General features: G+C 43.8%; 28 protein-coding genes and 3 pseudogenes. 11 read left to right on the top strand and 20 right to left on the bottom strand.

What is annotated here, in order from left to right:
- Window positions 1-4: 4 nt before the first annotated feature.
- Together L1076_RS17120 and L1076_RS17115 are read right to left on the bottom strand one after the other, a co-directional pair.
- Window positions 5-571, bottom strand: coding sequence for a hypothetical protein (locus tag L1076_RS17120; RefSeq protein ID WP_038872368.1), 567 nt, complete (start codon window positions 569-571; stop codon window positions 5-7).
- Window positions 571-1,206, bottom strand: a complete 636-nt coding sequence (locus L1076_RS17115) for a LysE family translocator (protein ID WP_237304118.1) — start codon at window positions 1,204-1,206, stop codon at window positions 571-573. The genes L1076_RS17120 and L1076_RS17115 overlap by 1 nt, the downstream gene beginning before the upstream one ends.
- Window positions 1,207-1,571: 365 nt before the next feature.
- Here L1076_RS17115 and L1076_RS17110 point away from each other — a divergent pair, with 365 nt between their 5' ends.
- Window positions 1,572-3,050 carry a carboxypeptidase M32 gene (locus L1076_RS17110; protein WP_104046970.1) on the top strand — a complete coding sequence of 493 codons (1,479 nt, stop codon included), beginning with the start codon at window positions 1,572-1,574 and terminating at the stop codon, window positions 3,048-3,050.
- A gap of 140 nt (window positions 3,051-3,190) precedes the next feature.
- Here L1076_RS17110 and L1076_RS17105 read toward each other — a convergent pair whose 3' ends face one another.
- The 3 genes from L1076_RS17105 to L1076_RS17095 form a co-directional block, all read right to left on the bottom strand.
- The gene (locus L1076_RS17105; RefSeq protein ID WP_122067505.1) at window positions 3,191-3,604 is read right to left on the bottom strand and encodes a hypothetical protein; all 414 of its coding nucleotides are present in this window, start codon (window positions 3,602-3,604) and stop codon (window positions 3,191-3,193) included.
- 123 nt (window positions 3,605-3,727) lie between these two features.
- Window positions 3,728-4,909: a hypothetical protein gene (locus L1076_RS17100; RefSeq protein ID WP_237304117.1), complete on the bottom strand. Its 1,182-nt coding sequence runs from the start codon at window positions 4,907-4,909 to the stop codon at window positions 3,728-3,730.
- A gap of 367 nt (window positions 4,910-5,276) precedes the next feature.
- Window positions 5,277-5,750: a hypothetical protein gene (locus tag L1076_RS17095; protein ID WP_237304116.1), complete on the bottom strand. Its 474-nt coding sequence runs from the start codon at window positions 5,748-5,750 to the stop codon at window positions 5,277-5,279.
- 107 nt (window positions 5,751-5,857) lie between these two features.
- Between L1076_RS17095 and L1076_RS17090 the strand changes: the two are divergent.
- Window positions 5,858-6,016 (top strand): annotated as a pseudogene (locus tag L1076_RS17090) (carboxypeptidase M32); the annotation flags it as partial.
- 92 nt (window positions 6,017-6,108) lie between these two features.
- Here L1076_RS17090 and L1076_RS17085 read toward each other — a convergent pair.
- Entirely contained in the window at window positions 6,109-6,408 is a 300-nt protein-coding gene (locus tag L1076_RS17085) for a DUF3861 domain-containing protein (RefSeq protein WP_020197642.1), read from the bottom strand.
- A 20-nt stretch (window positions 6,409-6,428) separates the two neighbouring features.
- Window positions 6,429-6,923, bottom strand: a complete 495-nt coding sequence (locus L1076_RS17080; RefSeq protein WP_038872358.1) for a DUF2798 domain-containing protein — start codon at window positions 6,921-6,923, stop codon at window positions 6,429-6,431.
- Between the two features lie 96 nt (window positions 6,924-7,019).
- Between L1076_RS17080 and L1076_RS17075 the strand changes: the two genes are divergently transcribed.
- Window positions 7,020-7,454 (top strand): MarR family transcriptional regulator, encoded by a 435-nt coding sequence (locus tag L1076_RS17075; RefSeq protein ID WP_237304115.1) that lies wholly within the window; start codon window positions 7,020-7,022, stop codon window positions 7,452-7,454.
- Window positions 7,455-7,524: 70 nt separating this feature from the next.
- Here the strand turns inward: L1076_RS17075 and thpR are convergent, their stop codons facing one another.
- The 4 genes and pseudogenes from thpR to L1076_RS17055 form a co-directional block, all read right to left on the bottom strand.
- Window positions 7,525-8,046 (bottom strand): RNA 2',3'-cyclic phosphodiesterase, encoded by a 522-nt coding sequence (thpR, locus tag L1076_RS17070; protein WP_237304114.1) that lies wholly within the window; start codon window positions 8,044-8,046, stop codon window positions 7,525-7,527.
- 10 nt (window positions 8,047-8,056) lie between these two features.
- A pseudogene (locus L1076_RS17065) lies at window positions 8,057-8,188 on the bottom strand (glutathione transferase); the annotation flags it as partial.
- Window positions 8,189-8,269: 81 nt separating this feature from the next.
- Window positions 8,270-9,217 (bottom strand): LpxL/LpxP family Kdo(2)-lipid IV(A) lauroyl/palmitoleoyl acyltransferase, encoded by a 948-nt coding sequence (locus tag L1076_RS17060; protein ID WP_237304113.1) that lies wholly within the window; start codon window positions 9,215-9,217, stop codon window positions 8,270-8,272.
- 248 nt (window positions 9,218-9,465) lie between these two features.
- A complete protein-coding gene (locus tag L1076_RS17055) occupies window positions 9,466-10,407 on the bottom strand; it encodes a LysR family transcriptional regulator (RefSeq protein WP_237304112.1) in 942 nt (313 codons plus the stop codon).
- Window positions 10,408-10,664: 257 nt separating this feature from the next.
- Here L1076_RS17055 and L1076_RS17050 point away from each other — a divergent pair, with 257 nt between their 5' ends.
- Window positions 10,665-11,294: a LysE family translocator gene (locus L1076_RS17050; protein ID WP_039976648.1), complete on the top strand. Its 630-nt coding sequence runs from the start codon at window positions 10,665-10,667 to the stop codon at window positions 11,292-11,294.
- Between the two features lie 522 nt (window positions 11,295-11,816).
- The gene (locus L1076_RS17045) at window positions 11,817-13,244 is read left to right on the top strand and encodes an APC family permease (RefSeq protein WP_061035713.1); all 1,428 of its coding nucleotides are present in this window, start codon (window positions 11,817-11,819) and stop codon (window positions 13,242-13,244) included.
- A gap of 92 nt (window positions 13,245-13,336) precedes the next feature.
- Here L1076_RS17045 and L1076_RS17040 read toward each other — a convergent pair whose 3' ends face one another.
- From L1076_RS17040 to L1076_RS17025, 4 genes are all read right to left on the bottom strand, one after another.
- A complete protein-coding gene (locus L1076_RS17040) occupies window positions 13,337-13,690 on the bottom strand; it encodes an SMR family transporter (RefSeq protein WP_038872335.1) in 354 nt (117 codons plus the stop codon).
- Between the two features lie 133 nt (window positions 13,691-13,823).
- Window positions 13,824-14,501: a hypothetical protein gene (locus tag L1076_RS17035; protein ID WP_237304111.1), complete on the bottom strand. Its 678-nt coding sequence runs from the start codon at window positions 14,499-14,501 to the stop codon at window positions 13,824-13,826.
- Between the two features lie 188 nt (window positions 14,502-14,689).
- Window positions 14,690-15,187 carry a GNAT family N-acetyltransferase gene (locus L1076_RS17030; RefSeq protein ID WP_237304110.1) on the bottom strand — a complete coding sequence of 166 codons (498 nt, stop codon included), beginning with the start codon at window positions 15,185-15,187 and terminating at the stop codon, window positions 14,690-14,692.
- Window positions 15,187-15,591, bottom strand: a complete 405-nt coding sequence (locus L1076_RS17025; protein ID WP_038872327.1) for a hypothetical protein — start codon at window positions 15,589-15,591, stop codon at window positions 15,187-15,189. The genes L1076_RS17030 and L1076_RS17025 overlap by 1 nt, the downstream gene beginning before the upstream one ends.
- A gap of 353 nt (window positions 15,592-15,944) precedes the next feature.
- On the opposite strand from L1076_RS17025, the gene L1076_RS17020 reads away from it, so the two are divergent.
- The 5 genes and pseudogenes from L1076_RS17020 to L1076_RS17000 all read left to right on the top strand — a co-directional run bounded on the left by L1076_RS17020 (window position 15,945) and on the right by L1076_RS17000 (window position 19,076).
- Window positions 15,945-16,247, top strand: a complete 303-nt coding sequence (locus tag L1076_RS17020) for a DUF1330 domain-containing protein (RefSeq protein ID WP_045405646.1) — start codon at window positions 15,945-15,947, stop codon at window positions 16,245-16,247.
- Window positions 16,248-16,396: 149 nt separating this feature from the next.
- Window positions 16,397-17,338 carry a homoserine O-succinyltransferase gene (gene metA / locus L1076_RS17015; RefSeq protein WP_038872321.1) on the top strand — a complete coding sequence of 314 codons (942 nt, stop codon included), beginning with the start codon at window positions 16,397-16,399 and terminating at the stop codon, window positions 17,336-17,338.
- A 148-nt stretch (window positions 17,339-17,486) separates the two neighbouring features.
- Window positions 17,487-18,215, top strand: a complete 729-nt coding sequence (gene pilW, locus L1076_RS17010; protein WP_237304109.1) for a type IV pilus biogenesis/stability protein PilW — start codon at window positions 17,487-17,489, stop codon at window positions 18,213-18,215.
- Window positions 18,209-18,688: pseudogene (locus tag L1076_RS17005) on the top strand (peptidase S41); the annotation flags it as partial. The gene pilW and the pseudogene L1076_RS17005, both read left to right, overlap by 7 nt.
- Window positions 18,672-19,076: a hypothetical protein gene (locus L1076_RS17000; protein WP_237304108.1), complete on the top strand. Its 405-nt coding sequence runs from the start codon at window positions 18,672-18,674 to the stop codon at window positions 19,074-19,076. The pseudogene L1076_RS17005 and the gene L1076_RS17000, both read left to right, overlap by 17 nt.
- A 75-nt stretch (window positions 19,077-19,151) precedes the next feature.
- Here L1076_RS17000 and L1076_RS16995 read toward each other — a convergent pair whose 3' ends face one another.
- From L1076_RS16995 to hrpA, 3 genes are all read right to left on the bottom strand, one after another.
- On the bottom strand, window positions 19,152-19,667 hold the full coding sequence (locus L1076_RS16995) for an outer membrane beta-barrel protein (RefSeq protein ID WP_237304107.1): 516 nt from the start codon (window positions 19,665-19,667) through the stop codon (window positions 19,152-19,154).
- Between the two features lie 215 nt (window positions 19,668-19,882).
- Window positions 19,883-20,362 (bottom strand): outer membrane beta-barrel protein, encoded by a 480-nt coding sequence (locus L1076_RS16990; RefSeq protein WP_038878755.1) that lies wholly within the window; start codon window positions 20,360-20,362, stop codon window positions 19,883-19,885.
- Between the two features lie 214 nt (window positions 20,363-20,576).
- Window positions 20,577-24,608, bottom strand: a complete 4,032-nt coding sequence (gene hrpA, locus L1076_RS16985) for an ATP-dependent RNA helicase HrpA (RefSeq protein WP_237304106.1) — start codon at window positions 24,606-24,608, stop codon at window positions 20,577-20,579.
- A gap of 196 nt (window positions 24,609-24,804) precedes the next feature.
- Here hrpA and L1076_RS16980 point away from each other — a divergent pair, with 196 nt between their 5' ends.
- The gene (locus tag L1076_RS16980) at window positions 24,805-25,389 is read left to right on the top strand and encodes an FMN-dependent NADH-azoreductase (RefSeq protein WP_038878688.1); all 585 of its coding nucleotides are present in this window, start codon (window positions 24,805-24,807) and stop codon (window positions 25,387-25,389) included.
- Between the two features lie 55 nt (window positions 25,390-25,444).
- Here the strand turns inward: L1076_RS16980 and L1076_RS16975 are convergent, their stop codons facing one another.
- The gene (locus L1076_RS16975; RefSeq protein WP_038878691.1) at window positions 25,445-25,942 is read right to left on the bottom strand and encodes a 4Fe-4S binding protein; all 498 of its coding nucleotides are present in this window, start codon (window positions 25,940-25,942) and stop codon (window positions 25,445-25,447) included.
- Window positions 25,929-26,540, bottom strand: coding sequence for a molecular chaperone TorD family protein (locus L1076_RS16970; protein ID WP_237304105.1), 612 nt, complete (start codon window positions 26,538-26,540; stop codon window positions 25,929-25,931). Before L1076_RS16970 ends, L1076_RS16975 begins: the two co-directional genes overlap by 14 nt.
- Window positions 26,541-26,574: the final 34 nt, after the last annotated feature.

Raw genomic sequence — 26,574 nt, 5'->3', positions numbered from 1 at the left:
TGAATTAATCACGAAGCCATTGATGTTCCTGACTATCGCCCTGTTTATTGAAAAAAGTAGAATGCTGTTGCTTGAACTGGTCGGCTTTTATCTCTGAAATCGGCCATAGGCGGAAGTCTTCTCGAATGAAATGGTCATCAATCCCAAATTCTAGAGATTTCAACTTCGGACCGACAAATCGATAAATATAACCTTCACCCGACGCTTCACACAGCATAGGCACATGAGACATCGGTTGACCATTAACCGAAACAGACGCCCATTTGCTGGATTCAGGGTCGCAAGCGTCTTCATTCACAACATCGATTTCAAATTTGTTGTCTAACGTCGTCCCTACAAAAACAGCGGTCGCGTCTTGCAAGTAAACTCGCCTAAGCAATAACTGCTTTGTGTCTTGTGTGCGTGTGGTTTGAATTCCATTGGAAAATGGTAAGAAATACTCCCAATGCCAATCCCACTCCATTCCTTTCTCAACAAAGTGCAATTGGGGAATAGTTTTCCACGCCACGAACGCTCCGACAGCAAATAGGAAAACAACAAAACTAATAATCAGTCGAATCAATACGCGCATTATGCTGGTTTTTCTACAAGTAGCTTAACCCCAAGGGCAACTAATACAGCACCCGTTGCTCCTTCCATCCATTTCATAAAGCTGGCATTTTTTAATAAACTTTTCGCAGAATTGAGCGCACCTGCCAAACCACATTGCCAAACCATCGCGATCATAAAGTGAATAGAAGCCATGATCATAGATTGTAGTAATGGCGATCCTTCTGGATTTACAAATTGAGGAAGAAACGCAAGATAGAATACGGCGGTTTTCGGGTTTAACACGTTAGAAAGAAAACCTTCACGAAAAGAACGTTTACCACTGTAATCTTGGTGCGCTTGCTCAGAAACCGAGATTCCTTTATTCGATTTCATCAATGCACGTAAACTGCTCAACCCCAGCCATATTAGATAAGCAGCGCCCACCATTTTAACCATCTGAAACAGCTCTGCCGACTGCGCCAAAACGGCAGAAATACCGACCGCAGAGAAAAACGCATGCACAAACAAACCAAAACAAATCCCCAAACTTGTCGTGCAACCGTCTTTAAGCCCTGCTCGAGTGGTATTGCGGATCACCAAAGCAGTATCCAATCCGGGTGTCAGCGTCAAAATCGTGATGGCAATCAGGAATGCCTCAAAATTCAAAATATCCATATTTTTTTAATAAGTGATTAAGTATCACACATCAATACCGTCAAACTGTTTAATGCGCAAGCAACTTTTGTGATCTAAGTCGTTGAAAGTCACAGAGTGTCGATATCAAAGTCCATTAAAATGCATTGCGTATCATTGCCAACAATTCACATCGTTAACCTTCTCTCGGTTATCTATACAAGTACCTGAATTTGTGCACAATAGACCTGTATTATTTGTTAATAAATAGTAAATTAGACACACTTCTCTATCGACATTACCTTGATGCTGCATTTTGCTCTGTATCGTTGTCGAGAGATTCGAACATCACGTTCAAGGACCCCATTTGGGGCGTTTAAGGAAAGAACATAACAAAGAGTAGTCACATGAGCGCATTTCAAAAACTCGTCGAACATTCAAAAAAAGTCTCTAACTTTGGTCATTTATCTGCAATCGTAGGATGGGATCAGGCAGCCGTAATGCCATCAGGCGGTGCGGAAGCTCGCTCTAATGCGATGGCTGAACTAGAGGTTCATATTCACTCTCTTTTGACTCAACCTCATCTAGGTGATCTGTTTGCTCAAGCAGAAGAAGAGTCATTATCAGCACAAGACCAGTCGGTACTTCGCGAAATGAAACGCGATTGGCAGCAAGCGAACCTGCTACCTGAATCTTTGGTTCAAGCACAATCGCTAGCTGGCTCAAAATGTGAGCACGCTTGGCGTACCCAACGTGGCAATGACGACTGGGCTGGCTTCGAAAAGAACTGGGCTGAAGTGGTTAAGTTGTCGCAAGAAGAAGCACAAATTCGCGCAGAAGCTACTGGTACATCACCTTACGATGCAATGTTAGAACTGTACGAACCAGGTACAACGTCAGCCTCTCTAGACGTGCTATTTGCGGACGTGAAAACCTGGTTACCATCAATGATTGATGAAGCCATCGAAAAGCAAAAAGCCAACAACATCCTGCTTCCGAACGGCCATTACCCTGCTGAAAAACAAAAAGCACTGGGACTGGAAGTCATGAAGCTACTGCAATTCGACTTCGAACATGGCCGCCTTGATGAAAGTGTTCACCCGTTCTGTGGTGGCGTTCCTACCGACGTCCGTATTACCACCCGTTACGATGAAAAAGAATTCGTACAATCATTGATGGGCATCGTACATGAAACAGGTCACGCGCGTTATGAGCAAGGTCTGCCAAAATCGTTAGCAGGCACAATGGCTGGCCAAGCTCGCTCAATGGGCATCCACGAATCTCAATCTCTGTTCTTCGAGATGCAGGTAGGTCGTAGCCAAGCATTTGTTGAGCACCTTGCGCGTCTGGCTTCTAACCATTTTGAAGGTCCTGAGTTCGCTCAAGACAACTTGTCGAAAATCTACACGCACGTAGAAAAAGGTTTCATCCGTGTCGATGCTGATGAACTGACATACCCTGCTCACGTTATCTTACGTTACGAGATTGAACGCGACCTAATGAACGGCGTGATCAAGCACACTGACGTTCCAGAGCTGTGGAATGAAAAGATGAAGGCTTACTTGGGTCTATCGACAGAAGGCAACTTTAAAAACGGTTGTATGCAGGATATCCACTGGACAGATGGCGCCTTTGGTTACTTCCCATCATACACGCTTGGCGCGATGTACGCGGCGCAGTTTATGGCGGCAATGCAGCAAACCGTGGACGTGGATGGAGCGATTCGCTCTGGCGATCTGTCGCCAATCTTTACTTGGTTATCAGACAATATCTGGAGCAAAGGTAGCTTGTTCTCGACCGATGATTTGGTGACGCAAGCAACAGGTGAAGTGTTAAACGCGAAGCACTTCAAAGCACATCTAGAAAACCGATACTTGGGTAAGTAACTCACGCCAAGTAACTAAGCTAAAAAAAGGCTGGTTTATTACCAGCCTTTTTATTTGCGCACGTACTTCTAACAACGATTAGGGTTACACCCTAGTAGGCAATAATGAAAGGTGACGAAATAATGAGTAAATTTTCGATGTTATACCTCCAAAATGGAGATTGGGTTCGCTAAATCTAGAGCCACATACCCCTTATCACCAACCGCTTTGTACGTCGATGGAATGATTCTGTACACAACTGATTTCTCCGTAACTTCAAATGGTACAGCATTATTATCATCCCAATTATTTGCACGAATCAAAACGAAATGATCACGAGTCTTACCAAACGGGATTCTAGCCTCCTGTACATGGTCGAAACGCAGCTTCTCACGAAAATTGTTGCACGCTAGCCAGACAACTTCACACAAACCGTTTTTGATATGATCACCAGCCGAAAGCATAAGGACATTACCCTTTTCAGTGAACACATCCCAACAGCGTTCATCTGGACGTCCGGTGTTTAGTAGTGGGAATGATGCGTTGATAGATTTGAAGAATTCAGTTTTATTCATGAGATGTTTACGCCGGTTAAAACTTTAACATGGTTGTCGTGAAACTAAAAATACAGCTATTAAGCAATTGTTCGTATTAGACCTAAAAATGGCAGCCGAAGCTGCCTTGATAGAATTCAAATATTACTTTGTTATTGAGTAAGAATTTACAGTGAAGTTAGACTGATAGTTCTTATCAGACGCTGACATACGTAGATAAAAGTTGCCCATAGGAAGCTCGGAACAGAAAGGAACAGCCTCCTCCCCATACTCAGAAGTAATTACATCTTCCCAGGATGAACCAATAAATGTACCGATGTTTGCGCCATCAGCAGGTGTGTGATAGTAGAAATCACCAGAATCTACATGATATTTAATTGAGTCAACCCAACACTTCTCGCCAATATAGATATCAACATGCATACCGTAACCCTGTTCTACATCAACATTCCATTTGTAAACATTTAATAATGAACCATCGGCTGGTTGAGTGATAGATGGAGCAGTTACAGCCTTGTCGTTGCGGTCGTACACAACCTTACCATTAATGTAAAGGTGAGTCGCACCAGTATCGATATCCCATCCCACAATTTGAGCACCCAGAACATCCTTAGAATCTACGACTGGGTCAGAAGGTTGCGGCATATCGCCATTTCGCCACTTATCATCGATACGAATGTTACCATTTTCATCAACAACTACTGCATAGCTGTAGCGACGACCAGTTTCTATTTCAACTGTGTCAGTTAGGAGGCCAACACGAGTATCCATAGCCAGAACAGAATCCTTTGCAACAAAACCATATTTCCATGCTTCACCATTCGGAGCATTAAACATAACTTCGTCATTCAAAGTTGCCTTGTAGATATCACTAGAGTCATCAAGAGTAACCTGAGCGAAGCGTTCATTCTTCATAGTCACGGTAACTTCAGATTCGTGAGCGCCGATTTGAGCTGAACCATCAAGATAGTAGTTAGACATGATTTCGTCAGTAACCACAGCGTCAGGATGATAGATTGTAATCTTCGCTGCACCGACAACTTCGATATCCTGAACATAGCCACCGTCAGTAATTTGATAACCAGTTTTAGTTTTGTTATCACCACCATCATCTAGCTCATCAATAACAACTGTGTAGCCATCCTTAACGGAGTCTATAGCATAGGTGAATGAGGTCGCATTCATATCACCCACTTCCTTTTGAAGAACGCTAACTTCAACCATTCGAGATTGGTTCTCGATAGGAGATGAAGAAGAGTCATCCGAGTCACATCCAACTAGTGTTAGCGCGCCGAGTATTGCAAGAGATAGATTAGATAGTTTCATGATTACACACCTTGAGTTTAAGATTGACATTAATCGTTTATCGTCATCCATAACGGTATATGCGAAGAATTATAGCTTTTGATTCTAAGATGTAAAGATTTTTATCGAATTTAAAAACGGTATAATATTATTGGCAATCGATTCGTTTACTTTTGGGGGAGCTTAGCTGCTCATAAGCTATTGATATGATGTTTTTTTATCTAAGCTGTGGGTGCGTGGAAAATTGTTAGTCTTATTGTGGTTAGAGGAACAACTAATACAAAATGATGCATTAAACACCGTTCATTTTGTAATGAACTGTTCCACGTTTTACTGAAACAGGTTAATAAAAATGCCCAACCAATTAATGTTTGTTGGGCATTTAACTTTACTCCTTCATTCCTTTCTTGATTGCAATTTCAATCATGCTGAAGCCCATGAGTTTGTAAAGTAACTCCTTCCCTTCCTTACCCAAACTCCCATCAACCGCATTTATTAGACCCATCAATCCTTTGTAGGCCAAGTTCCCCACTTTTTCACTGGCAGCGATGTGACCCACCAACAAGGTTAGGATGTTGCAGAAACCTGAGTCATTTAACGCATCAATCCAACTCTTTTCAAAATCTTCTAACGATTCCATGTTCAATTTAGCAAAAAAGTATGGAGCAACTCTGCCAGTCAACGCAGTATGTAAGGTATCTGCCTTGTGGTACGATTGTAGTGTGCTTTGGCGAATACCTGTTCTAATTGAAACGTTATACATGTTGATGGCATCGAACCCTTCTTCCAAAAATAAGTTGAAGACCTCTGTGTTTATCAGTTCACGTTTTGCTTCCATCTCCGCTTTACTAATTCTTGGCATTTATTATTCTCCACAGCCTCTAGCTTCATTAATTGTAATCGTTTATCGTTTTGCTTTACACAATAAAAAGATGTGGGCAGTCACTCAAATAAGATTCAATGATTAGCTCTGGCGATCTGTCGCCAATCTTTACTTGGTTATCAGACAACATCTGGAGCAAAGGTAGCCTGTTCTCGACCGATGATTTGGTGACGCAAGCAACAGGTGAAGTGTTAAACGCGAAGCACTTCAAAGCACATCTAGAAAACCGATACTTGGGTAAATAACTTTTACCAAGTCATCACACGAAAAAAGGCTGGTTTAATACCAGCCTTTTTGTTTGCGCTAGAGTCTACTCAAAGCGCTCAGAAGCTTATCATTAAGCTAGATTACGTTTCACCGTACTCTTCATATTTTGCATGAAGTTTCTGAAGTGTGGCATGAAATCAGCGAATAACGGATGCTTGCGATCTTTCATCATCACAGGACCAAGCAGACGAAGGGCAACACCAACGCGTGTCGCATCTGCAGGTTCTAATCCGCTGCCCTGACCGATCTTATCTACGATATTCAACATGTCTTCGCGATCTTGGACTTCAAAGCTCAAGCTTTTTGCTTCACGGCCTTCTTCTACGTTTACTTCTTCAATAGTAATGCGGTAGTGGTTATCTTTTCTCATCTCATTTCTCCAATCAATATTCACTCGCTTTTTAGAAAGCGTTCAATCTTTGGTTTGATGGTCATGGATGTAATGGTCATCAACACCATTGCTACAGGTAACGCAGCGAAAAGTCCTTTTAACCAAGCAGATCCAAATACGGATACGTCCTCAAACCCTATGTTGTTAGCAGCGGTGATAAACGCCATAACGGATTCCATAATCAGCGCCATAAAGACACCAACCACAAGGTTTTTCTGCTTTTCACTGGCTCGGCTAAATAACTTGCCAACCAGTTTGGTCATTAGCGTCATCATCACCATACCCGTTGGCACAAGGACGACAATCGCCATTAAGAATGAGTGCAGCCAATCGCTGAAGAAAGAATCGGAATAGCCTACGTTCATGTAAGTCATTACGCCTGTCAGTGTCCCTCCCATTAGTGTCATCATCCCTAATACAACAGCAATTTTATGAATCAGTGGCGTCTTCGCCGGTTGTGTCAGTTCATTCGACATGGTCAAGGATTCTGTCATTCAATTCTCGCTCTTGAAGTTACTCTCAATTAAGTTGATAATGTCAACTATAGTTACTTGGTTGACAATGTCAACCACTTTTGTTTGGAGTGTTACATGTCGAATCCAAAATCGCTGGATAATCTGTTCCATCTTGTGCACGTTTTAAAGCGTCAATTGCACGAACAAATTGAACAACTAGAACTCCCTATCGCTCCTATGCATGTGCGGGTGATAAAAATCATTAGCAAACAGTCACCATGTACGGCAATGGATGTGGTGAACTTCTTAAACCGAGACAAAGCGCAAGTCACACGCTTAATTAAGACATTGATTGAAGAAGGCTTTATTGAGAAGAGACCGAATCCAGAAGACAAACGCAGCCAATGTTTATTGACCACCGAGAAAGGCCATGAAGTGTTGTCGAAGATCAAAGCCGTCGATGCTGAGATCTTTCAAAAGATGACGTTAAATGTGTCTGAGGAAGAGCTAGAAGCGTTCCAACTTGTCGCTGGGAAACTGGCAGAAAACCTGTCGAAAAAGCCAAGCTAAAAAACGGTAATCATTTTTGAAATCGGTTCAGCCATTATGGGTTACTGGCTGAACTGGTGTATTGAAAGCGCTAGCAAACCACTTCTTCTAGCGCGTGATAAACGAGCTTCCCATCAACCGTTTTGCTTTCCATTAAAGAGATTGAGTAAATAGGGAGTGGTAAAGGTGATATCTCAACAGCATCAAGTGGTGCTTGTTTATCGACGTGGCGAGCAAGTGTGATGTGAGGAACATAGTCACGTGACTCCGTCACAAAGCCATGCAGTTCTAATGCCTCTATGAGTTCGTTTTGCAATGTTGTAACCGCTAAATTATCTTTAATCCCCAACCACGCCAGTTGTCTGCCACTTTGGCGAAATGAACCTAGATGATCGACGGTAATCTGCTCACAACGACTGCGAAGTTGATGAAAAATATCAATAAGACGCTGCGTTTCTTCTTCTGTCGATTCACCGATAAAAGCCAACGTGATATGAAAATTATCTTCGCAAGTATAGCGCCCTGCTATCCCTTGTTGTTGAAGCCTATCTTGGATTTGCTTGAGCAGTGACTTACTGCGTTGATCAAACGTCAGTGCGAAAAATAATCTCATCTAAACGCTCCTACAACCACTCTAAACCTTCATAAGGTTGATGCTTTATGTTCTCTAATCGCGAGTACAAATCACCACTGTGAATTTCTAATTTGTGCCCATCAGGATCGAGAAGATACAACGAATTCCCTTCACTCTCGTGTGTCATTATTGTGGCAAACAACCAAGCAGAAATGAATCGACAGATAAAAGAAAGCCCAGAGCGAACGTCTGGGCTATTGAACTACATTGCAGGAGCTAACTGAGGCTTATACAAACAGCACTCGCCGCTCGGTCTGGTTTTAAAGCGTCTGTGCAACCACATATATTGGCTTGGACTCGCTAAAATAGATTTCTCTACAATCTTGTTTACAAAGGCGGCAGCTTGGTCTGGATCGTTTTTCGGGAATCCTTCAACCGGAGCACTAATGGTTAACGTGTAGTGCCCGTTGTCACCTCGCACCATAGTAAATGGCACAATGGCACAGTCTGTTGCGTCAACTAACAAACTTGTACCCGTTGTGGTGCAAGCACGCTTAACCGCAAACAAAGGCGCAAACGTTGAACGACGCGTCCCGTAGTCATGATCCGGCGCATACCAAACACGTTCGCCAGTATTCAGCGCATTCAGCATAGCTTTCACATTTTTGCGATCAATCAACGTTCGGTTGGAACGCGAACGGCCTTGATATTGAAAATAGTCAAAACAGGGATTGTTATTTGGACGGTAAACGCCCATACCTGATTTTTTAATGCCAAACGCTCTTGCTCCTAACTCTAGGTTCATAGAATGAACGGCAAGCATTAAAGCACCTTTGCCCTGTTTTTCTAGAGCTTCGATGTGTTCCATCCCCTTGATCGTCACGTGTTTGTTGACACGTTTATCAGACCAAAACCAAGCCATTGCGGTTTCAAATAGCGCAATACCCGCGTTGTCGATATTGTCTTTTAAAATTGCTTCACGCTCTTGAGCACTCATGTCGGGAAAACACAGCTCTAAATTACGTTTGATCGTGACTTGACGCTTTTTCATCAGTCGCATAACAATACGACCAATTCCGCTTCCTAGCGATAGCTGTACACGAAAGGGAAGAAGGCTAAGAAGATACATGATCCCTATGATGATCAATGTACCCCAATAGCGAGGAGCCAGAAATTCTGCCTTGAATTTTGGTGTATTTTGCTTATTCATGAATGTGTCATCAGACGAAACTCGCCTATAAAATCCTTAAAAACAACGATAAATGAAAGTAACTTTTATCATTGAGTGTGCTTATTATAGAAACTAAAGCGCGCGGATTTTATGGTTGTTCGACACAGGACACAATAAGAACTTTCTGATCTTGCGGTCGTCCGTAGCAAGTTAGACAAAAAAGAGGTGATTTCGCTCGAATCGCAACAAAAACACCGCACATAATGCTTACAACGTGCGGCATATGGCTAACTGACTTTTAATACCGAAGCATCCAATATCCCCTTCTCAACCAAATCTGTAAGGATGACTTTAGTTTTTTCTCTGAACAGATCGCGTAGCAATCTCACTGTTGGCGTAATTGATTGACGGCTCGGACAAATCAACCACAGTTCTGTCGGAGTGGGTTTATATGCACTCATGACATTGACGACATTTCCGGTAAGCAAGTCTTGCGACATATCCAAACAAGACTTTATCGCTAAGCCCTTCCCAGAAACACACCAACGCCTAACGAGATCGCCATCATTGGAAGCGCGATTACCTTTGAGTTTAATTTTGTGCTCGTTATGGCCATTATTAAATCCCCATACGTCCTGCAATGTATCGTGCAGTTGGTACAGCAAACCATTGTGTTCGATTAAGTCTCGCGGAGTCTTTGGTGCGCCGTGCTCTACAAGGTATTCAGGGGTTGCGCACAATAGCCTAGGCACATTGCAAATTTTAAAGCCGTACATGTTGGAGTCTGTTGGTGCTCCATAGCGCAGCGCCATGTCTACCGAGTCTCGGTAAAAGTCCACGTTACTGTCGCTGATGTTGCTTCTCAACGTGACCTTTGGATAGCTATCCATAAATTCATCGAGCCAAGGTGTGACTAAATTTCGCCCTAAATCGGAAGAGAGCGCAATTCGAACTTCTCCATCGATAATATCCAGATCTTCACGCATATTCTGTTTCGCGTGTTCTAACATTTCTAGCGCTTTTTCACACAGAGGAAGGTAACGCTCACCCGCACTGGATAAACGCAAATGACGTGTAGTTCGAACAAATAATTCTGCCCCTAAGGAGGCTTCAACTCTCTTCACCGCCGCGCTGGCAGTTGCCGTTCTCATGTCTAGCGCCGTCGCGGCTCCTGTGATGCTACGAAACTCTGCAACTTTGAGCACGACTTGAAGATCTTCAAGCAACATATTATCTAATCCTATTTGATAATCTTCGAAAAATTATGCGGTTTGACCTAGGTTATTATGCTGCATCCGAACAGGAAGGAAAGAGGAAAAATAAAACCATATAAATTTACGCCAGCCAGCACACAATCACGGTCGTTCTTCAAATCTGTGAAAAACACTGGCTTTCGTAATAAGCGCCATTTGTTTTTCCCTGCACGCAAGTGTACAGTCTCGCCTATCTTAGGTGATGCCAATCTTTTGCTTTAATTGGAATAATAATGAATCTCGACACCTTGCTCGCTTTTGGCGGTATTGTTTTCTTCCTTGCTGTCATTCCCGGTCCCAATGCTTTGCTGATTTTATTTACTGCACTCACGCAAAGCCGCCGTTTCGCGATCGCCAATATCCTCGGTGTTGCGCTTGGTTTTTTAATCCATGCGTTTGTTTCCGCAAAAGGATTGAGCTTGCTGCTCTCTCAGTCTGCACTTGCATTCAACATTCTAAAATGGATGGGTGTAGCGTATTTGATTTGGCTTGGTATCAATAACCTCAAAAGTGGCTTTAAGCTCGCAGACAAAAAATTGAAATTCGACCGTAAGATTGAAAAGCACACCTTGAAGCAAGCATTCGTTAAAGGCCTTCTGACAAATTTACTCAACCCGAAAATCGTCCTTTTTTACTTGTCTATCTTTCCGCAATTTGTCAAACCAGAACATATTCTAGAGCAGAGTATGATGCTAGGTGCGTTACAGGCAAGCATTGTGGCAAGCTGGTTCTTGTTTGTGATTTTCTTCGCGACAAAAGTAAAGGCGACACTGACCTCTCCTAAAACCAGCAAATGGCTTAATTACGTCAGCGGCGGTTTGTTTATTTTCTTCGGAATTGGTTTGGCCAATACCCGCTTCTAGGTATTCCAATCAAACGCAACACTCGCTTTAGGGCGTGTTTGTGTTTCCTAACTTCTAACCGAAGAACGCCGCTAGCAGCAAGATAACCACAAACAACAAAGCCATTAACCCTAATAAATAGGACAGTTTTCCCGTGCCGCCTTTCGGTGCTTGATTGCAACATCCCATCATATTCTCCTACTTGTGTTTCATTCGAGTCGCACTCAATCTAGACCTTCCCCTAAGGGCAGAGTCAAACAATGGTGTATTTTCATCAAATTTCTAGGTTTCTGGTAATAATTAAATCGCTATAAACACCTTTACTTATATGCATTTTTTGATTCAATTTTGCGTTTTTTAAACAACGCAATCGATTATATTGATTACGAATAAACCACTGAGATTTCGGTTCATTTTTGAGTAAATACATACCATTTTTGGCTATATACCCGCTGATTCTCACAGACCTACAATACGCTCGTCTTACTTGTAGCACGCGGGTTCTACGACCCAAACGCGTGGCTCAATCACTAAAGGTATAGAATGAGCAATATCGCCAAATCCGCCGTCAAACTCAGTGTCTTTTCTGTCATCATGATTACGGTTACGTCCGTCGACAGCATAAGGAACATTCCGGGTGCCGCCTTATTTGGTAGTCACGCAATTTCTTTCTTCTTGTTGGCTGGATTGTGCTTTTTCGTCCCGACTGCTTTAGTATGCGCAGAATTGAGCACCACTTATCCGCAGCAAGGTGGCGTATATTTATGGGGTAAGGAGACCATTGGGCCAAACTTCGGGTTTGCTACCGTGTGGTATCAATATGCGGAAAATATTGTTTATTACCCGCCACTGATTTCGTTCATTGTCGCTACAGGGGCATATCCATTCTTCCCTGAACTAGCACAAAACAACATTTTTATGCTGGTGATGATTAACGTTATTTTCTGGGCACTAACCTTGGTGAACATCTTTGGGTTACGTTTATCATCAATCATCACCAATGTTTTCGGTACTTTAGGACTTATCTTCCCTATTCTTCTGATCATCGGTCTTGGGGGCTATTGGGCCTACACAAACCCTAGTGAGTCGCATATTTCGCTGCGTCACGCATCAGATTGGTTACCCGATTTTTCACAAGATGGCATTGGGGCTGGCTTTACTGCCGTGGTATTGTCATTAACCGGCTTGGAGATCACCACATCATACGCCAGTGAAGTCGACAATCCGCAAAAGACCTATCCAAAAGCATTGATTTTCTCTACTGCTCTCATCTTGGTGTCCTTAACAGCATGCTCACTGTCTATCTCTTCCGTTGTATCGAGTGATCATTCAAGCTTGAGTGAAGGTGTCATTCTGGCCTTTAAGGCTTTCTTTGATGACTTGAACCTGTCCTTCATGCTGCCAGTTATCGCACTCGCCATTGTCTTCGGTAGCCTAGCAAGCTTGAACAACTGGATCATCGCGCCGACAAAAAGTTTGCATGTGGCGGCAAAAGATCACTTCATGCCGATGGCGTTATCTAAGGAAAACAAAAACCAAGCGCCCGTTCCTCTGCTACTGCTGCAAGGTGCGATTGTCAGTGTTCTTTCACTGGTGTTCATCTTGGTGCCAAACGTCAATCAAGGCATGTGGTTGCTGAATATTCTGATGACACAACTTTACATGGTGATGTACATTTGTATTTTCGTCAGCTTTTTGGTTTCTCGTCGTAAGCACGCCGACATTGAACGTCCATTCCGAGTGCCTGGTGGGAAATTAGGGATGATGTTAGTCGCCACTTTAGGTTTGATTAGTTGCATGGTAACTATTTTTGTTTCTTTCGACGTGCCTGCTGGCATCAGTGAGAAGACTGGAGCCTACGCGCTTATCCTAGGCTTTATAGCATTCAGCTTACCTGCCTTGGCTGCTGTGATGTACCGAAATCGTAAACGCCGTCGACAAGTAGAGCTCATTGAGGCAATGGCAAATTAATGTGAATTAACCGCCTCAATCAATCAGAAGCAAGTAACAAAAAAGCCGCAGCACATAACGTGTTGCGGCTTTTTGCTGTTTCATTCTGCCGTTTAATGCCCGGCAGTTTTAGAAAGTAAGTTAACAATCATCACACCGGTGAGAATAAAGCTGATCCCAACGATCGCCGCTAGGTCGAGTTTTTGCCCGTAAAGGAAATAACCTACAGCAGCAACCAAAACAATACCTGCTCCACTCCAAATCGCATATACGATACCAACAGGCATGCTTTTCACTGTTACAGACAGTAGGAAGAAAGCAATCCCGTAACCAATAATGACAATGGTGCTCGGCATCATTTTGGTGAACTGTTCAGTTTTAGGGATTGAAGAAGTAGCAATCACCTCACATACGATAGCGATAGACAAAGCAACCAGTGGAGGCATAGAAACAAGCATTTTGAACATAAGGCAATCAACGCTCAATAAAACCTGAACTCGATGACATATCGAGTCTCTGAGCGGCGCATTATAATCAAAATCCTTTGATTAGCTATAAAAAGTGATACAAATCACATTTACGTGGACGTAATAATCAAACCTAAAAGTCATTATCTTCTAAATTGATGACACAGCTAGAGCCACTACGAGCAACAAGTAAAGATTCTGGGTCCGCGTAAACAATGTTGTTCAGCCCCAACTTTTGCATATCATCGATATGGTACGTCCACGCAGCATCGTCAGTATCACAGCCGGCTTTTTGCAACTTTTCACGCTTGTTTATATGGCCATACATTGTGATTTTAGGGTTAACATCGACCAAAGCAAAAAATGCGTCTTCTTGTTGACGCCATAGACTGCGCGATTCGTGCCATTGCTCAAGTTCTTGCTTATCAAACCCGTCTTGCAACCACTCATCGCTCATCGCTCCGCCAAACCACAAAATCTCGGAACCCTTCATGACAAGTGTACTAGGTGCAGCGGTCAAAACGTAGTTTGCACAAGCCGACGCACACACACCATTGACGATAAGGTGTATCTGATTGTTATACAACCAACGTCCAAGCTCCATGGCCGGGCGATACTCACCGGAGTCACTATCAATCATTAATGCAACAACACCATTTGGCTGAACATTGGCAAGATCAATCACTTGAGCGACTTTTTCTGCAGTGATTTCACCGTTAAAATACAAGGTTCGACCTTCGATATATACCTCTTCAGACAAACTGCACCCAAACAGGCTCACGACCAACCCCGCGGCTAGACACTTATTCATGCATCCTCCATGATCCTAGTTCCAATAATTGGTTAATCAACTAGAAATGAGTATTAGACACATTGCATATATAGATCGCAAAAAATGGCATAATTTTGACCGATGTCAATATATGCACGCTAATGCTTATTAATTTCAATCTTAACGATGAAGAAATAGTGTGATTGAGGTGCGTGGGCGGATGACACTTAGCGGAGGGTCCCAGAAGATTCCCAAACCATTATTGTCGTCTCTACTCCGTTATGATTCGCTTTGTGTAAAGGACGAAAACCATGCCTAACATATAAGGCTTGGTTATGTGCTTCACATTGTAAGAAAAGCTTTGCGATACCAAGTTGAAGGACATGGTTTTGAGCGTGAGTGACAAGCGCTGCTGCATAACCTTTTCCTCTTGATGAGAACTCCACATACACGCCACCTAACCAATGTTCATACTCTGGAAAATGAACATTTTCACGAATTTTTAACTCCGCCACAGCAGCAAGCTTGTTGTACTCATCATGAAGAACAAAGGCCAAAGGGAATTCACGTCGACTGTTGGCTTTGAGTAAAACCTTTTCTTGAACTTGTGAAGGCGTAACACCTGGAACTGTGTACGCCCACTCATCAAAATACCACTGAGCAATAATGCTAGTTTCATCAGGGAAATCAGCAAGAAAATGGATGTTAAAATTCGGCCCTGACACTAGTGGCTGCCACCCACACTGCTCTCGACAACCTTTGCTTCATTGCCGACATCAACTTGGTTTGTATTAAACTCAGGTTGCTGAGCAAGTTCAAAGTATATGTGCATATCGATAGGCTCGGGTGTGTTGAGCAGCATCTTGCCGACTTCTCGCTGAAAATGACCATAATTACCAAGCTCTTCCGTTAAACCCAGTCGTTCATAACTGACTAAGTTCGCAAACATGCCATAAGCGTATTGATACCTCGTAGCATCCGCATGCTTTTCATGACCGAGTTGATTTAACGCTTGGTCAATTTCTTCTGGCGAGTAAGCTTCCTTATCGCCAAATTCTTTCAGCAAGAGAGTTGGTACCTGATGCGCAATACTCTGAATCGTCTCTTTCTTTTTAAACATACCGAACATGATGTCCTCCACTGACGATGATGACCCAAACAACGCACTTAAAGCACGCGTCGGTTAGCTGATTAAGGTATTTATTAGTATCACAGCTCAAGAATCATACTAACTTGATATCATAATAACCTACAAATGCTAGCCGACACGTTGCAGTAAGATGTAATCAGAAACCTTGCCGCAATCACAATTGGTCGTTCACTTAATCGGATATTCAATACGCTTTCGTTAAGCGTTATCGTCATCCGATTCCCATTATCAATAGAATCTAAAAAGTGTTTTGCAATCCTTCTTGCTTATCACAATCGCTTTATCTCATTACACTAAAATTCATTGGTCAGAGCACAAATAAGGAGCAAACCGTGACCTATTATTCTGTACTAGATGTAACCCCTACCAGCCAAGACTGGGTACCCGCTTATGTAAGCGTTTCAAACGATTTAGTTGAGAAACACGGTGGCAACTACATTGCTCGTACTAATGTTCATGAACGGTTGGAAGGAACGGGAGACTCACCAGCCCTTCGAATCATTATCGAGTGGCCATCTCGGCAGGCTGCGCTCAATTTTATGAATGACCCAGATTATGTTCCGCATCTTAAAGCTCGTACCGAAGGCTCGGTCAGTAATCATTATCTAATTGAAGGTAATGACCAACTTGCTTAGCTATTACGCCCAGTTAACCACTGGGCATTTTGTTTTATTGGGCAAAAGAAATCTTGTGCAAAGTCACATTTCGTATCGACATCCGTAAGCAATTGCGTTAGCTTTAGATGTATAGACGTCTAAAAAGTGAAGCTTAGGGAGAGAAAGCCGTGCCAATTAGAATTCCAGATCAGTTACCCGCTAGCGATGTATTAAGGACAGAGAACATCTTTGTGATGAGCGAGAGTCGAGCGGCAAGTCAGGAAATCCGTCCATTGCGAGTGCTTATCCTCAATTTAATGCCAAAAAAAATTGAGACCGAAACTCAGTTTCTTCGCCTACTTTCAAACAGCCCTCTGCAAGTAAATGTCGAGCTGCTGCGTATCGATAATCGTCCAAGTAAGAACACACCAACTGAGCATCTTGATACCTTCTACCGTCAATTTGAAATGGTAAAAGGTAAAAATTTCGATGGCATGATCATTACTGGGGCGCCACTCGGTTTGGTCCAATTTGAAGATGTCATTTATTGGGACCACTTAAAAACCATCATGGAATGGGCAAAAGACCACGTGACCTCCACACTGTATGTGTGTTGGGCAGCACAAGCAGGTTTAAAACTGCTTTACGATTTACCCAAAAAAACCCGCAAAGAAAAATTATCTGGGGTTTATCATCATAAAATTCACAACCCTTACCACCCAGTTCTGCGTGGTTTTGACGATACTTTCTTGGCGCCACATTCTCGTTATGCTGATTTCTCACGAGAGTTCTTAGAAGAACATACCGATCTCGATATTCTCGCCACGTCTGATGTTGCGGGTGTTTACCTTGCAACAACCAAAGACAAACGTAACGTCTTTGTCACTGGTCATCCTGAATACGACTCTCATACGTTACATAATGAGTACATTCGTGATTTAGGTGAAGGCATGGAGCCCGCTATTCCTGTTAATTATTACCCGAACAACAATCCGGATAACGGCCCTGTCGCAAGTTGGCGTAGCCATGGTCACCTGCTTTTCTCAAACTGGCTAAACTACTGCGTTTATCAACAAACGCCTTACGACCTGGACCATTTCAGCGAAGCCGCCTTTACCAAAGACGATTAATTCACTCGTAGAGATTGTGAACCAAGCCGCCAACTGGCGGCTTTTTCATACGAGTTTGCAAACCTGATCGCATTGTGTTTTTTCCTCATTAGGCTTTTGCACTGTAATTCATATCATGCTGAAAGAATTAGGGATGTGGGAAAGACAAATGAAGATCATAAAACTCAGCGCTCTTATACTGGCGACTCAGTTTGGCCTGCTCGGTTGTGTGACCGTGAATGAAGATGGTAATAGTCCAGTTATAAAAGCCGACCCGGTCGCCATGGCTGAGTCTCGTATCGCACTTGGTTTGGGATACCTAGACGGTGGCAACATGATCCGAGCACATGATAACTTCCAACAAGCCCTCACCCACGCTCCAAGCTACTACCGTGCTCAGCTTTCTATGGCTCATTATTACGAAACGGTTGGTGAAGACAAAAAAGCAGAAGAGATGTACAAGCGTTCTCTGCGACAACATTCTAAAAACGGTAACGTACTTAATAACTACGGCACATTCTTATGCAAGCAAGGAAGTTTTGAGAAAGCGGATAAAATGTTCAACCGCGCCATTGAACAGCCTTATTACTTCCTTATCCCTGCTAGTTATGAGAATGCAGGCTTTTGCGCACTCAAATCCGACAATACAGAAAGAGCAAAATACTATTTCACGCGCGCAATTGATCATGATCCTCACCGTCCAAAATCCATTCTCCAGTTAGCAAAGTTAGAAATAGAAAGCGGCAACTACACAGATGCACGCATTCGTCTTATGCGCTTTAATCAAATGTATGGGGTCAAAAAACCTTCCCTTCGTTTAATGGTTGAACTTGAAGGCGCAGCAGGTAATGAAGCACTTAAAAAGAAATACCAAACACAGCTCAATCGAATGTCTTAACGACGGATAACACTGCGTCTTCAAGCGAACTGCTAATCAACGGCTTGCGTGGTATCGACGTTGACGTTATTCAAATTGGCACAACGACAACAGGTAAGCCTTACGGCTTCTCACCTCAGCAGAACTGCGGTAACGTGTATTACACCATTCAATTTAAATCTTCGAATGACAAAGGCTTTGGTGATTTTGCAGATGGATTTACCCCTACGGCAAAAAATCTTGTATCGTCTAACATTGGTATAGATGACAAAGTGGAAGGTTGTGTAGTGGCAGATGACTTAACCAAACCATTGGGTGATCCATCCGAAGGTATGCTGTCTGCAGCGCTAAACTACATGACAACGGGGGGAACTTGTCCTCCAGCACCTGCAATGGCTCGGTCATATCAAGCAATGCCGAGACTAGGTGGCACTCCACTGACTCAAGAAATTGACCCACTTCGACAAGAGGCGATTCATGTCAAAATTAACTAAAACAATGACCTTACTCACTGGAGCTGGACTTAGCCTTGTACTGATGGGGTGTTCAACATCAAGCAACAGTGATGCAGTTAATGCGTTAAGTATTAAAACCTCCGCAGATACCGTGAGCGAAATCCAAAGTGCAATTAACACGATTCAAGGAACACAAGCACCGACGAAGATCGCATCGAATACCTTTGAGACGAACTCACACTTATTGATCGTGTCAGGACAATTAATGGAAAAGCACAGCATGCCATTAAACGGAGCAGAAACTGAGTTGCCCGATCAATATACCCTACAGTTACGCGGGGAAGATTGCGGGGTTTACTACGAGAAGGACGATAAATTTGTCTCTCTCAAGAATATTCAATGTAGACCGAATCCAATTCAGGATTAATGAAAAAGCGCGCCGTTACTTTATCCAAAAGAACGGCGCGCTTCTTTTATTATCTATTGATTGCTCAATTTCTTTCTATAAGAAGTGGAACGTCAAGTTACCCGTGATGCTGCTTACTGTATCACTGTCTCCATCAATATCCACCCCAAAGGCTTGATAACTGGCACCGACAGAAATGTTGTCTAACAAGAAGTATTCCGCGCCAACACCATACATGTAAGAGACACCATCGTCTTTGTCCAAGTTGCTAAGTTTACCATTGTATTCGACGTTAAATGCGTTGATACCACCCTTCGCGTAAACGTGCAGAGGACCAAAATCGATACTTGGTTTAGCTGCTAGATAAAATGATGAGAAGTCCACATCACCTCGATTACCGCCTAAATTCAAGTCAACTTGGCCGTGATTAAAGTAACCTACTTCAATGCCGATCAGTGGCAAGATCCCCGTCCCTACATGAATGCCGTAGGTCGTGTCGTTTTCACTGTCTATGTCTGATTGACCAATTTGACCACCAGCATAAAGCCAAGAATCAGCCATCGCAGACGTTGAGCAAAGCGCTAAAGCCAATAACGAGAGTTTTGTTTTCATAGTTATACCTTTCCTGTTCGATTCCTGAACGGAACATCACGCGAATTGCATCGCGTTCCTTATGTAGCTAGCTAAATACTATATGCGAAAGTTTGATGGTTTTAAGACCGAGAAATGAATAATTTATGCTCAATATTGATTTGTGTGATTTACAGACAAAAAAACACCGGCGCGTTGCCGGTGTTTATCAAATAAATCTTCGAAATGTTCGACGATTATAGGAAGTGCAATGTCGCGTTTAGAGAGAACGTACCGATGTCGTCTTTACCCGCTGTGTAGTTCATGTAGCTTGCGCCAACAGACATTGGACCGAAAATGAAGTATTCAGCGCCTACACCGTACATTAGATCCACATCATCATCGTCTTTACCGCCAGACACTTTCTTATCCCACTGGTGGATACCACCTTTCGCGTAAACGTGCAGTGGACCGAAGTCGATGCTTGGCTTAAGCGCTGCGTAGTAAGAAGTCAGCTTAGTTTCGTGACCTGCGATCTTGAATTCACCGTGCTGAGTAACACCCGCTTCGATACCGATGATAGGCAGAATACCTGTACCTACGTGTACAGAGTATGAAGTGTCAGTCTCGCCTTTGAAGTCAGACTGACCTACAGAAGCACCACCATAAATCCATGAATCTGCCATTGCTGCAGAAGAAGCACTTAGAAGTGCCACTGCCAATAGAGTTTTCTTCATCATCAACCTTTACTCTTTATAATTACCCACTCCTGCACCGTCGCAGAGGTTGGTACTGCAAACACAAGGGAGGCGAATCATTGCCTCCCTTGTGACTTAAAATAACTTGTGAACAATTCTTAGCAAATACTATACCAACAGCGATCTAAACTGGACAAACCATTGATAAGTCGATGAACCTCACAAGAAAAACTACCGCTATTGTACTTAGCGTTTAGCAAGCATCAATCGCATTTTTGACTCGTTTATCAGAAACTGGGTACGGAGTGCCTAATTGTTGAGCAAAAAGGCTTACTCGAAGCTCTTCGATCATCCAACGCACTTCTTTCACGTTTTCTGGAATCACCATGCCTTTCGGAATCTTATTAAGTAGTTCTTTGTAATCACTCGCCACTGACTCGATTCTCAACATGTGTAAACGGTCTTTGTTTGGATCGATCGGTAACTTCTCCATACGACGTTCAATCGCACGCATGTAACGCAGAATGTCCGGAAGACGCTTCCAACCACACTCTGTTGCGAAGCCTTTGAAAATCAAACCTTCCACTTGCGCTTTAATGTCAGATAACGCAAATGCCATGGTAAAATCCACTTTGCCTTTCAACTTTTTGTTGATATTGAAAGCCGTCGTCAGAATGGTTTCGACTTGTTGTGCAATATCCACAACTGTGTCACCCAGCTCTGCACGAACATGTTCTTTCAACGCATCAAACTTCTCTGGCTCCCAAACCAAACCGCCCTGCTCTTCGATAAGCTTATCGACACCACACGCGATACAGTCATCAATTAGATCCAGCACTTTACCGTAAGGGTTAAAGTACAGACCCAACTTCGACTTGTTCGGTAAGTTAGAGTGCAAGTATTTGATTGGCGACGGCACGTTTAACAAGATCAGACGACGCTGACCCGCTTGCATAGCCGTCACCTGTTCGTATTCAGTTTCGTACAGTTTGATTTCTACACTGTCTTTGGAATCCACAATCGCCGGGTACGCTTTAACGTCGTAACCACCGCGTTTTTGTTGATATACCTTAGGCAGTTCACCAAAGCTCCAAGTATGTAAGCCTTGCTGCTCAATGTCATCATCGGCGACTTTAGACAGCGTTTCTTGAACTTTGTCTTTCAGGCTTTCTTTCAACGCATGAAGGTCGCTATTTTCCTTCAACTTGCGATTTCTATGGTCAACCGCGCGGAAAGTCACCTTCAAGTGCTCCGGAATTTGATCCATATTCCAATCTTCGCGCAGAACTTCCACACCAGTCATTCGACGAAGCTCTTTTTCAAGCGAATCTAATAAAGGTGCTTCCATTGGCGTCGAGCGAGCTAAGAAAGCATCAGCATAGTTTGGTGCAGGAACAAAGTTTTTACGAATCGTCTTCGGCAGCGATTTAATCAAGCTCACCACAAGCTCATGGCGCAGACCAGGGATCTGCCAGTCAAAGCCCGCAGGCTCAACTTGGTTAAGGATCGGCAGCGGTAAGTGTACCGTCACACCATCGCTGTCTTCGCCCGGTTCAAACTGGTAGCTCAGCTTAAGTTTTAGGTTGTTTTGGTGCCAGAAGTTCGGGTAATCCAAATCGGTTACGTGGCTAGCATCGCCTTTGAACAGCATCTCTTTCTCGAAGTTCAGCAGCTCTTTGTTCTCTTTCGATGCCTTCTTCCACCATGTATCGAAGTGCTTACCAGAAACGACTTCCGTACCCACACGTTGGTCATAGAAATCAAACAACTCATCATCGTCCACCAAAATATCGCGGCGACGAGATTTATGCTCAAGCTCTTCCACCTCTTGCAGAAGTTTGCGGTTTTGCTTAAAGAACGCGTGTTTGGTATCCCATTCGCCTTCTACCAACGCGCTACGGATAAAGATCTCACGGCTCACCGTTGGATCGATACTTCCGTAGTTCACCAAACGGTTAGGAACAATCGGTACCCCGTAAAGCATCACTTTTTCGTGTGCCAAGACTGCTGCGCGTTTCTTCGACCAATGCGGCTCGCTGTAGCTGCGCTTAATTAGGTGCTTCGCTAACGGTTCAATCCACTCAGGCTGAATCTTAGCGATGATGCGCCCCCAAAGTTTTGAGGTTTCCACCAGTTCAGCAGACATGATCCACTTAGGCTGTTTCTTGAATAGACCTGATGCAGGGAAGATATGGAAACGAGCGTTACGCGCACCTTGATATTCATTCTTCTCTTGGTCTTTCATACCGATGTGCGATAACAAACCGACAAGGATTGAGCTGTGTACGCCATGGTAAGACGCAGGCTCATCGTTGAGTTTGAACTCCATTTCACGCATGGATTGGTGAATTTGGAAGTACACATCTTGCCACTCACGAACGCGCAAGTAGTTCAAGTAATCTTGCTTACACTGTTTGCGGAATTGGTTGCCCGTCAGCGCTTTTTGTTGCTTCTGGATGTAGTCCCACAAGTTCACCAACGTCAGGAAGTCTGATTCTTCATGGAAGAAGCGTTTGTGTTTGTCATCTGATGATTGCTGCTTGTCACTTGGACGCTCACGCGGGTCCTGAATCGACAATGCCACTGCGATAACCATGACTTCTTTCAGCGCGCCTTGTTTTGGAGCTTCCAATACCATACGCGCTAAACGTGGATCGATTGGAAGGCGGGCAAGTTGACGGCCAATACTGGTCAGGCGTTTCTTGCTACCTTGAGAATCGGACGGTTTCGCTTCTGCGTTAATCGCACCAAGCTCTTCCAGCAAACGAACACCGTCTTGGATGTTACGTTTGTCTGGCGCTTCCACAAATGGGAAGGCTTGAATATCGCCCAAACCAAGTGCCGTCATCTGCAAGATAACCGACGCTAGGTTGGTACGCAGGATCTCAGGATCGGTAAACTCCGGACGTGACTCAAAATCTTCCTCTGAGTACAGACGGATACAGATACCCTCTTCCACACGACCACAACGACCTTTACGCTGGTTCGCACTCGCCTGAGAAACTGGCTCGATTGGAAGACGCTGAACCTTAGTTCGATAACTGTAACGGCTGATACGCGCCGTACCTGGGTCGATAACGTACTTGATGCCCGGAACCGTCAACGACGTTTCCGCTACGTTGGTTGCCAGTACAATGCGGCGACCAGCATGAGGTTGGAAAATCTTGTTCTGCTCCCCCGCCGACAAACGCGCGTAAAGCGGCACAATTTCCGTGCTCTTCAGATTACGTTTAGACAGTGCATCAGCGGTATCACGGATTTCACGCTCACCGTTCATGAAGATCAGGATGTCACCTAAACCTTCATCGCACAGTTCGTCTACCGCTTCGAAGATACCTTCAAGTTGATCACGATCATTATCGTCATCACCACTTAGTGGGCGGTAACGCGTTTCTACTGGGTAAGTACGACCTGACACTTCAATGATTGGGGCATTGTTGAAGTGTTTTGAAAAACGCTCAGGGTCGATGGTTGCCGACGTGATGATCACTTTCAGATCAGGACGACGTGGTAGCAACTCTTTCAAGTAACCCAAGATGAAATCGATGTTCAGGCTGCGCTCGTGCGCTTCATCAATAATGATGGTGTCGTATTGATTCAAGAAACGGTCATGCTGAATTTCAGCCAGCAAGATACCGTCCGTCATCAATTTGATTTGGGTATTTTCAGAGATCTGATCGTTGAATCGAACCTTGTAACCAACAAACTCACCAAGCTTGGTTTCCATCTCTTCGGCAATACGGTTCGCAACCGAACGCGCCGCAAGACGACGAGGCTGAGTATGACCAATCAGACCGAATTTACCGCGACCAAGCTCAGCACAGATTTTTGGTAGCTGAGTGGTTTTACCTGAACCTGTTTCACCCGCAACGATTACCACTTGGTTTTCTTCGATCGCTTTCGCAATGTCGTCGCGTTTTTGGCTGACTGGCAGGATTTCAGGGTATTCAATCGTTGGTTTGTAGCTACTGCGTTGCTCCACAACCATCATGGATTTGGCGATGTCTAATGCGATTTCATCAAACACAGCGTTACGCGCTGCGTCTTTTTTGATTTTGCTTGCACCAGAGATTCGTTTACTCAAGCGGAAGCGGTCACGCATCATGCACTGGTTAAGTGCCTTGCGTAGTGACGCCGCGTTATTTACTTGAGCCTGAGGCGTAGCATTCTGAGAAGCTTGTGCTTGAGATGCATTAGCCTGCTTCGCTTTGGCATTTTGCGCACCATTTGACGGTGTCGCTTGCTCTTCAGCGGGATTCTTTTTTGGGGGCTGTGACGAAGTCAAAGCGTTTCCTATTCTTTTCATTACATAAAACTGCGCGGATTGTAGCACATAAGGGCTAGAACAAGATAACGGAAAGCAGCATTCAGCAATCATTCAATTTTTTCGAACAACTTAAGCGAATCCATCGGGTTTTGAGTCGATGAGCATTGCCTATAATGCATCACATAGCCGAAAGCACTTATTAAAGGAAACCCATATGTCTCGTGTACTAGCTCTTAAATCAAGCATCCTTGGCGATTACTCTCAATCAAACAAACTGGTTGAAGACTTCATCAAAAATGTAGACCAAGATAAGCTAACTGTTCGTGACTTAGCTGCAAATCCACTGCCAGTGTTAGACTTTTCAGTTGCGACAGCACTACGTGCAACAGAAGATCTTTCACAAGAGCAACAAACGGTGGTTGATCTATCTGATACCTTAATTGAAGAAATCAAAGCAGCAGATACTTTGGTTATCGCAGCACCAATGTACAACTTTACGATTCCAACTCAGCTTAAAAACTGGATTGATTTGATTGCTCGTGCAGGCGTGACATTCAAATACACAGAAAACGGCGTTCAAGGTCTGATTGAAGGGAAGAAAGCAATTGTAGTCACCACACGTGGCGGTCTTCATAAAGACTCACCAACCGACAGCATGACACCATACCTACGCACAGTATTGGGCTTTGTTGGTATCACGGATGTGGAGTTTGTTTACGCAGAAGCGCTAAACATGGGTGATGACGCAGCAGCGAAAGGCATTTCAGACGCGCAAAGCCAATTGGCAACCTTGGCGTAAGATTAAATAGAATTGAATACAAACAAAAAGGGATTGGTACGCGCCAATCCCTTTTTTATCGTTTTAAGTCAAAGCTGATCATGCTGTTGTAACAGCTTTGCGCGCATTGTCCGCAACCTTTGCATTTGGCAGCGTCAATTTTAGGTTTGACATCATCTTGCCATTGCAAAGCATCATAAGGGCAACTGTCCTCGCAACTACCGCAATAACCGTATAAGTTTTCGCAGCTGTTCGAGATAGTGGCAATCAAGCCTGTAGACTCTGTTTGGTTAGAAAGTGCCAATGTAGGGCATGCCGACTTGCACGCACCGCATAAATCACATGCCGAGTAACTGATGTCTAACGCGGCAACGCCATCAACCATTTCAATGATTTGGCTTGGACATGCAGAAGCGCACTTACCACATCCATCACAAAGCCGAGTGAACATAGACTCTTCCACCGCATACGGCGGTCTCGCTTGAACACGAGGCTCTTGAGCTTGTTCCACTGGCGCGCGACGGAACGAAAACAGACGTCGCTTGCTTAGATCAACCGATTCAGACTGGCGCATCCGAGTAATCTCTCTTTACTGACACAACGACTTGGTATTGCTCACTCAAAGATTGAAGTAGTTCTTCAGTAAGGTTCGACAGTTTTGAGTAAGGCGCAAGAGTCACCGCTTTTTTGAAGCGCTTGTTGAAAAAACCAAACCACGTCATCAAGTGCTCGCGCAACATTTCAGCCGCCAGTTTTTGTTGATCAGTTTCAATCAACATGCCTAACACCATCAGCATCAAGCCGATCTGGTCTTCTGGCTCACGTTGGTCAGATTCCAAAGCAAAACCACAACGCTGCAAGAAGTAACGATATTCAATGGTTGATTCGCCAAACAACACTGCTTCTTTATCTAGATAAGCCGAACCCCAAGGTGGCGCTGGCATCTCACCAATACCGGCAAACATACGATCATGCTCCATTTGCAATGCATCTTCACTCTCGCTTTGAAAGCTGCGCAGCATGTCATTAAGCGCTTCGATTGGCGTATCAGTATTGCTCAACAACGTATCGAGATTTGCCGCTGGGTAATCTTTTGGTTGGTAGTAAAACAGTGCACCAAACAGCTTAAGAACGATGCTGGTATCTTGTGGTTCAAGTTGAGAAATTTGCATGAAGTACCTTTGATGACTGGTGTTTTTATTCTTC

It is taken from the genome of Vibrio sp. MMG023, assembly GCF_021654215.1.
Lineage (GTDB): Bacteria > Pseudomonadota > Gammaproteobacteria > Enterobacterales > Vibrionaceae > Vibrio > Vibrio jasicida.
The sequence above is the reverse complement of the archived record's forward strand: the minus strand, read 5'-3'. Positions and strand labels throughout refer to the sequence as shown.

Bases quoted from the DNA above. Each gene is read 5' to 3' on its own strand.
- L1076_RS17120 (WP_038872368.1), bottom strand. From the start codon at position 571: ATGCGCGTATTGATTCGACTGATTATTAGTTTTGTTGTTTTCCTATTT.
- L1076_RS17115 (WP_237304118.1), bottom strand. From the start codon at position 1,206: ATGGATATTTTGAATTTTGAGGCATTCCTGATTGCCATCACGATTTTG.
- L1076_RS17110 (WP_104046970.1), top strand. From the start codon at position 1,572: ATGAGCGCATTTCAAAAACTCGTCGAACATTCAAAAAAAGTCTCTAAC.
- L1076_RS17105 (WP_122067505.1), bottom strand. From the start codon at position 3,604: ATGAATAAAACTGAATTCTTCAAATCTATCAACGCATCATTCCCACTA.
- L1076_RS17100 (WP_237304117.1), bottom strand. From the start codon at position 4,909: ATGAAACTATCTAATCTATCTCTTGCAATACTCGGCGCGCTAACACTA.
- L1076_RS17095 (WP_237304116.1), bottom strand. From the start codon at position 5,750: ATGCCAAGAATTAGTAAAGCGGAGATGGAAGCAAAACGTGAACTGATA.
- L1076_RS17085 (WP_020197642.1), bottom strand. From the start codon at position 6,408: ATGAGAAAAGATAACCACTACCGCATTACTATTGAAGAAGTAAACGTA.
- L1076_RS17080 (WP_038872358.1), bottom strand. From the start codon at position 6,923: ATGACAGAATCCTTGACCATGTCGAATGAACTGACACAACCGGCGAAG.
- L1076_RS17075 (WP_237304115.1), top strand. From the start codon at position 7,020: ATGTCGAATCCAAAATCGCTGGATAATCTGTTCCATCTTGTGCACGTT.
- thpR (WP_237304114.1), bottom strand. From the start codon at position 8,046: ATGAGATTATTTTTCGCACTGACGTTTGATCAACGCAGTAAGTCACTG.
- L1076_RS17060 (WP_237304113.1), bottom strand. From the start codon at position 9,217: ATGAATAAGCAAAATACACCAAAATTCAAGGCAGAATTTCTGGCTCCT.
- L1076_RS17055 (WP_237304112.1), bottom strand. From the start codon at position 10,407: ATGTTGCTTGAAGATCTTCAAGTCGTGCTCAAAGTTGCAGAGTTTCGT.
- L1076_RS17050 (WP_039976648.1), top strand. From the start codon at position 10,665: ATGAATCTCGACACCTTGCTCGCTTTTGGCGGTATTGTTTTCTTCCTT.
- L1076_RS17045 (WP_061035713.1), top strand. From the start codon at position 11,817: ATGAGCAATATCGCCAAATCCGCCGTCAAACTCAGTGTCTTTTCTGTC.
- L1076_RS17040 (WP_038872335.1), bottom strand. From the start codon at position 13,690: ATGTTCAAAATGCTTGTTTCTATGCCTCCACTGGTTGCTTTGTCTATC.
- L1076_RS17035 (WP_237304111.1), bottom strand. From the start codon at position 14,501: ATGAATAAGTGTCTAGCCGCGGGGTTGGTCGTGAGCCTGTTTGGGTGC.
- L1076_RS17025 (WP_038872327.1), bottom strand. From the start codon at position 15,591: ATGTTCGGTATGTTTAAAAAGAAAGAGACGATTCAGAGTATTGCGCAT.
- pilW (WP_237304109.1), top strand. From the start codon at position 17,487: ATGAAGATCATAAAACTCAGCGCTCTTATACTGGCGACTCAGTTTGGC.
- L1076_RS17000 (WP_237304108.1), top strand. From the start codon at position 18,672: ATGTCAAAATTAACTAAAACAATGACCTTACTCACTGGAGCTGGACTT.
- L1076_RS16995 (WP_237304107.1), bottom strand. From the start codon at position 19,667: ATGAAAACAAAACTCTCGTTATTGGCTTTAGCGCTTTGCTCAACGTCT.
- L1076_RS16990 (WP_038878755.1), bottom strand. From the start codon at position 20,362: ATGAAGAAAACTCTATTGGCAGTGGCACTTCTAAGTGCTTCTTCTGCA.
- L1076_RS16980 (WP_038878688.1), top strand. From the start codon at position 24,805: ATGTCTCGTGTACTAGCTCTTAAATCAAGCATCCTTGGCGATTACTCT.
- L1076_RS16975 (WP_038878691.1), bottom strand. From the start codon at position 25,942: ATGCGCCAGTCTGAATCGGTTGATCTAAGCAAGCGACGTCTGTTTTCG.
- L1076_RS16970 (WP_237304105.1), bottom strand. From the start codon at position 26,540: ATGCAAATTTCTCAACTTGAACCACAAGATACCAGCATCGTTCTTAAG.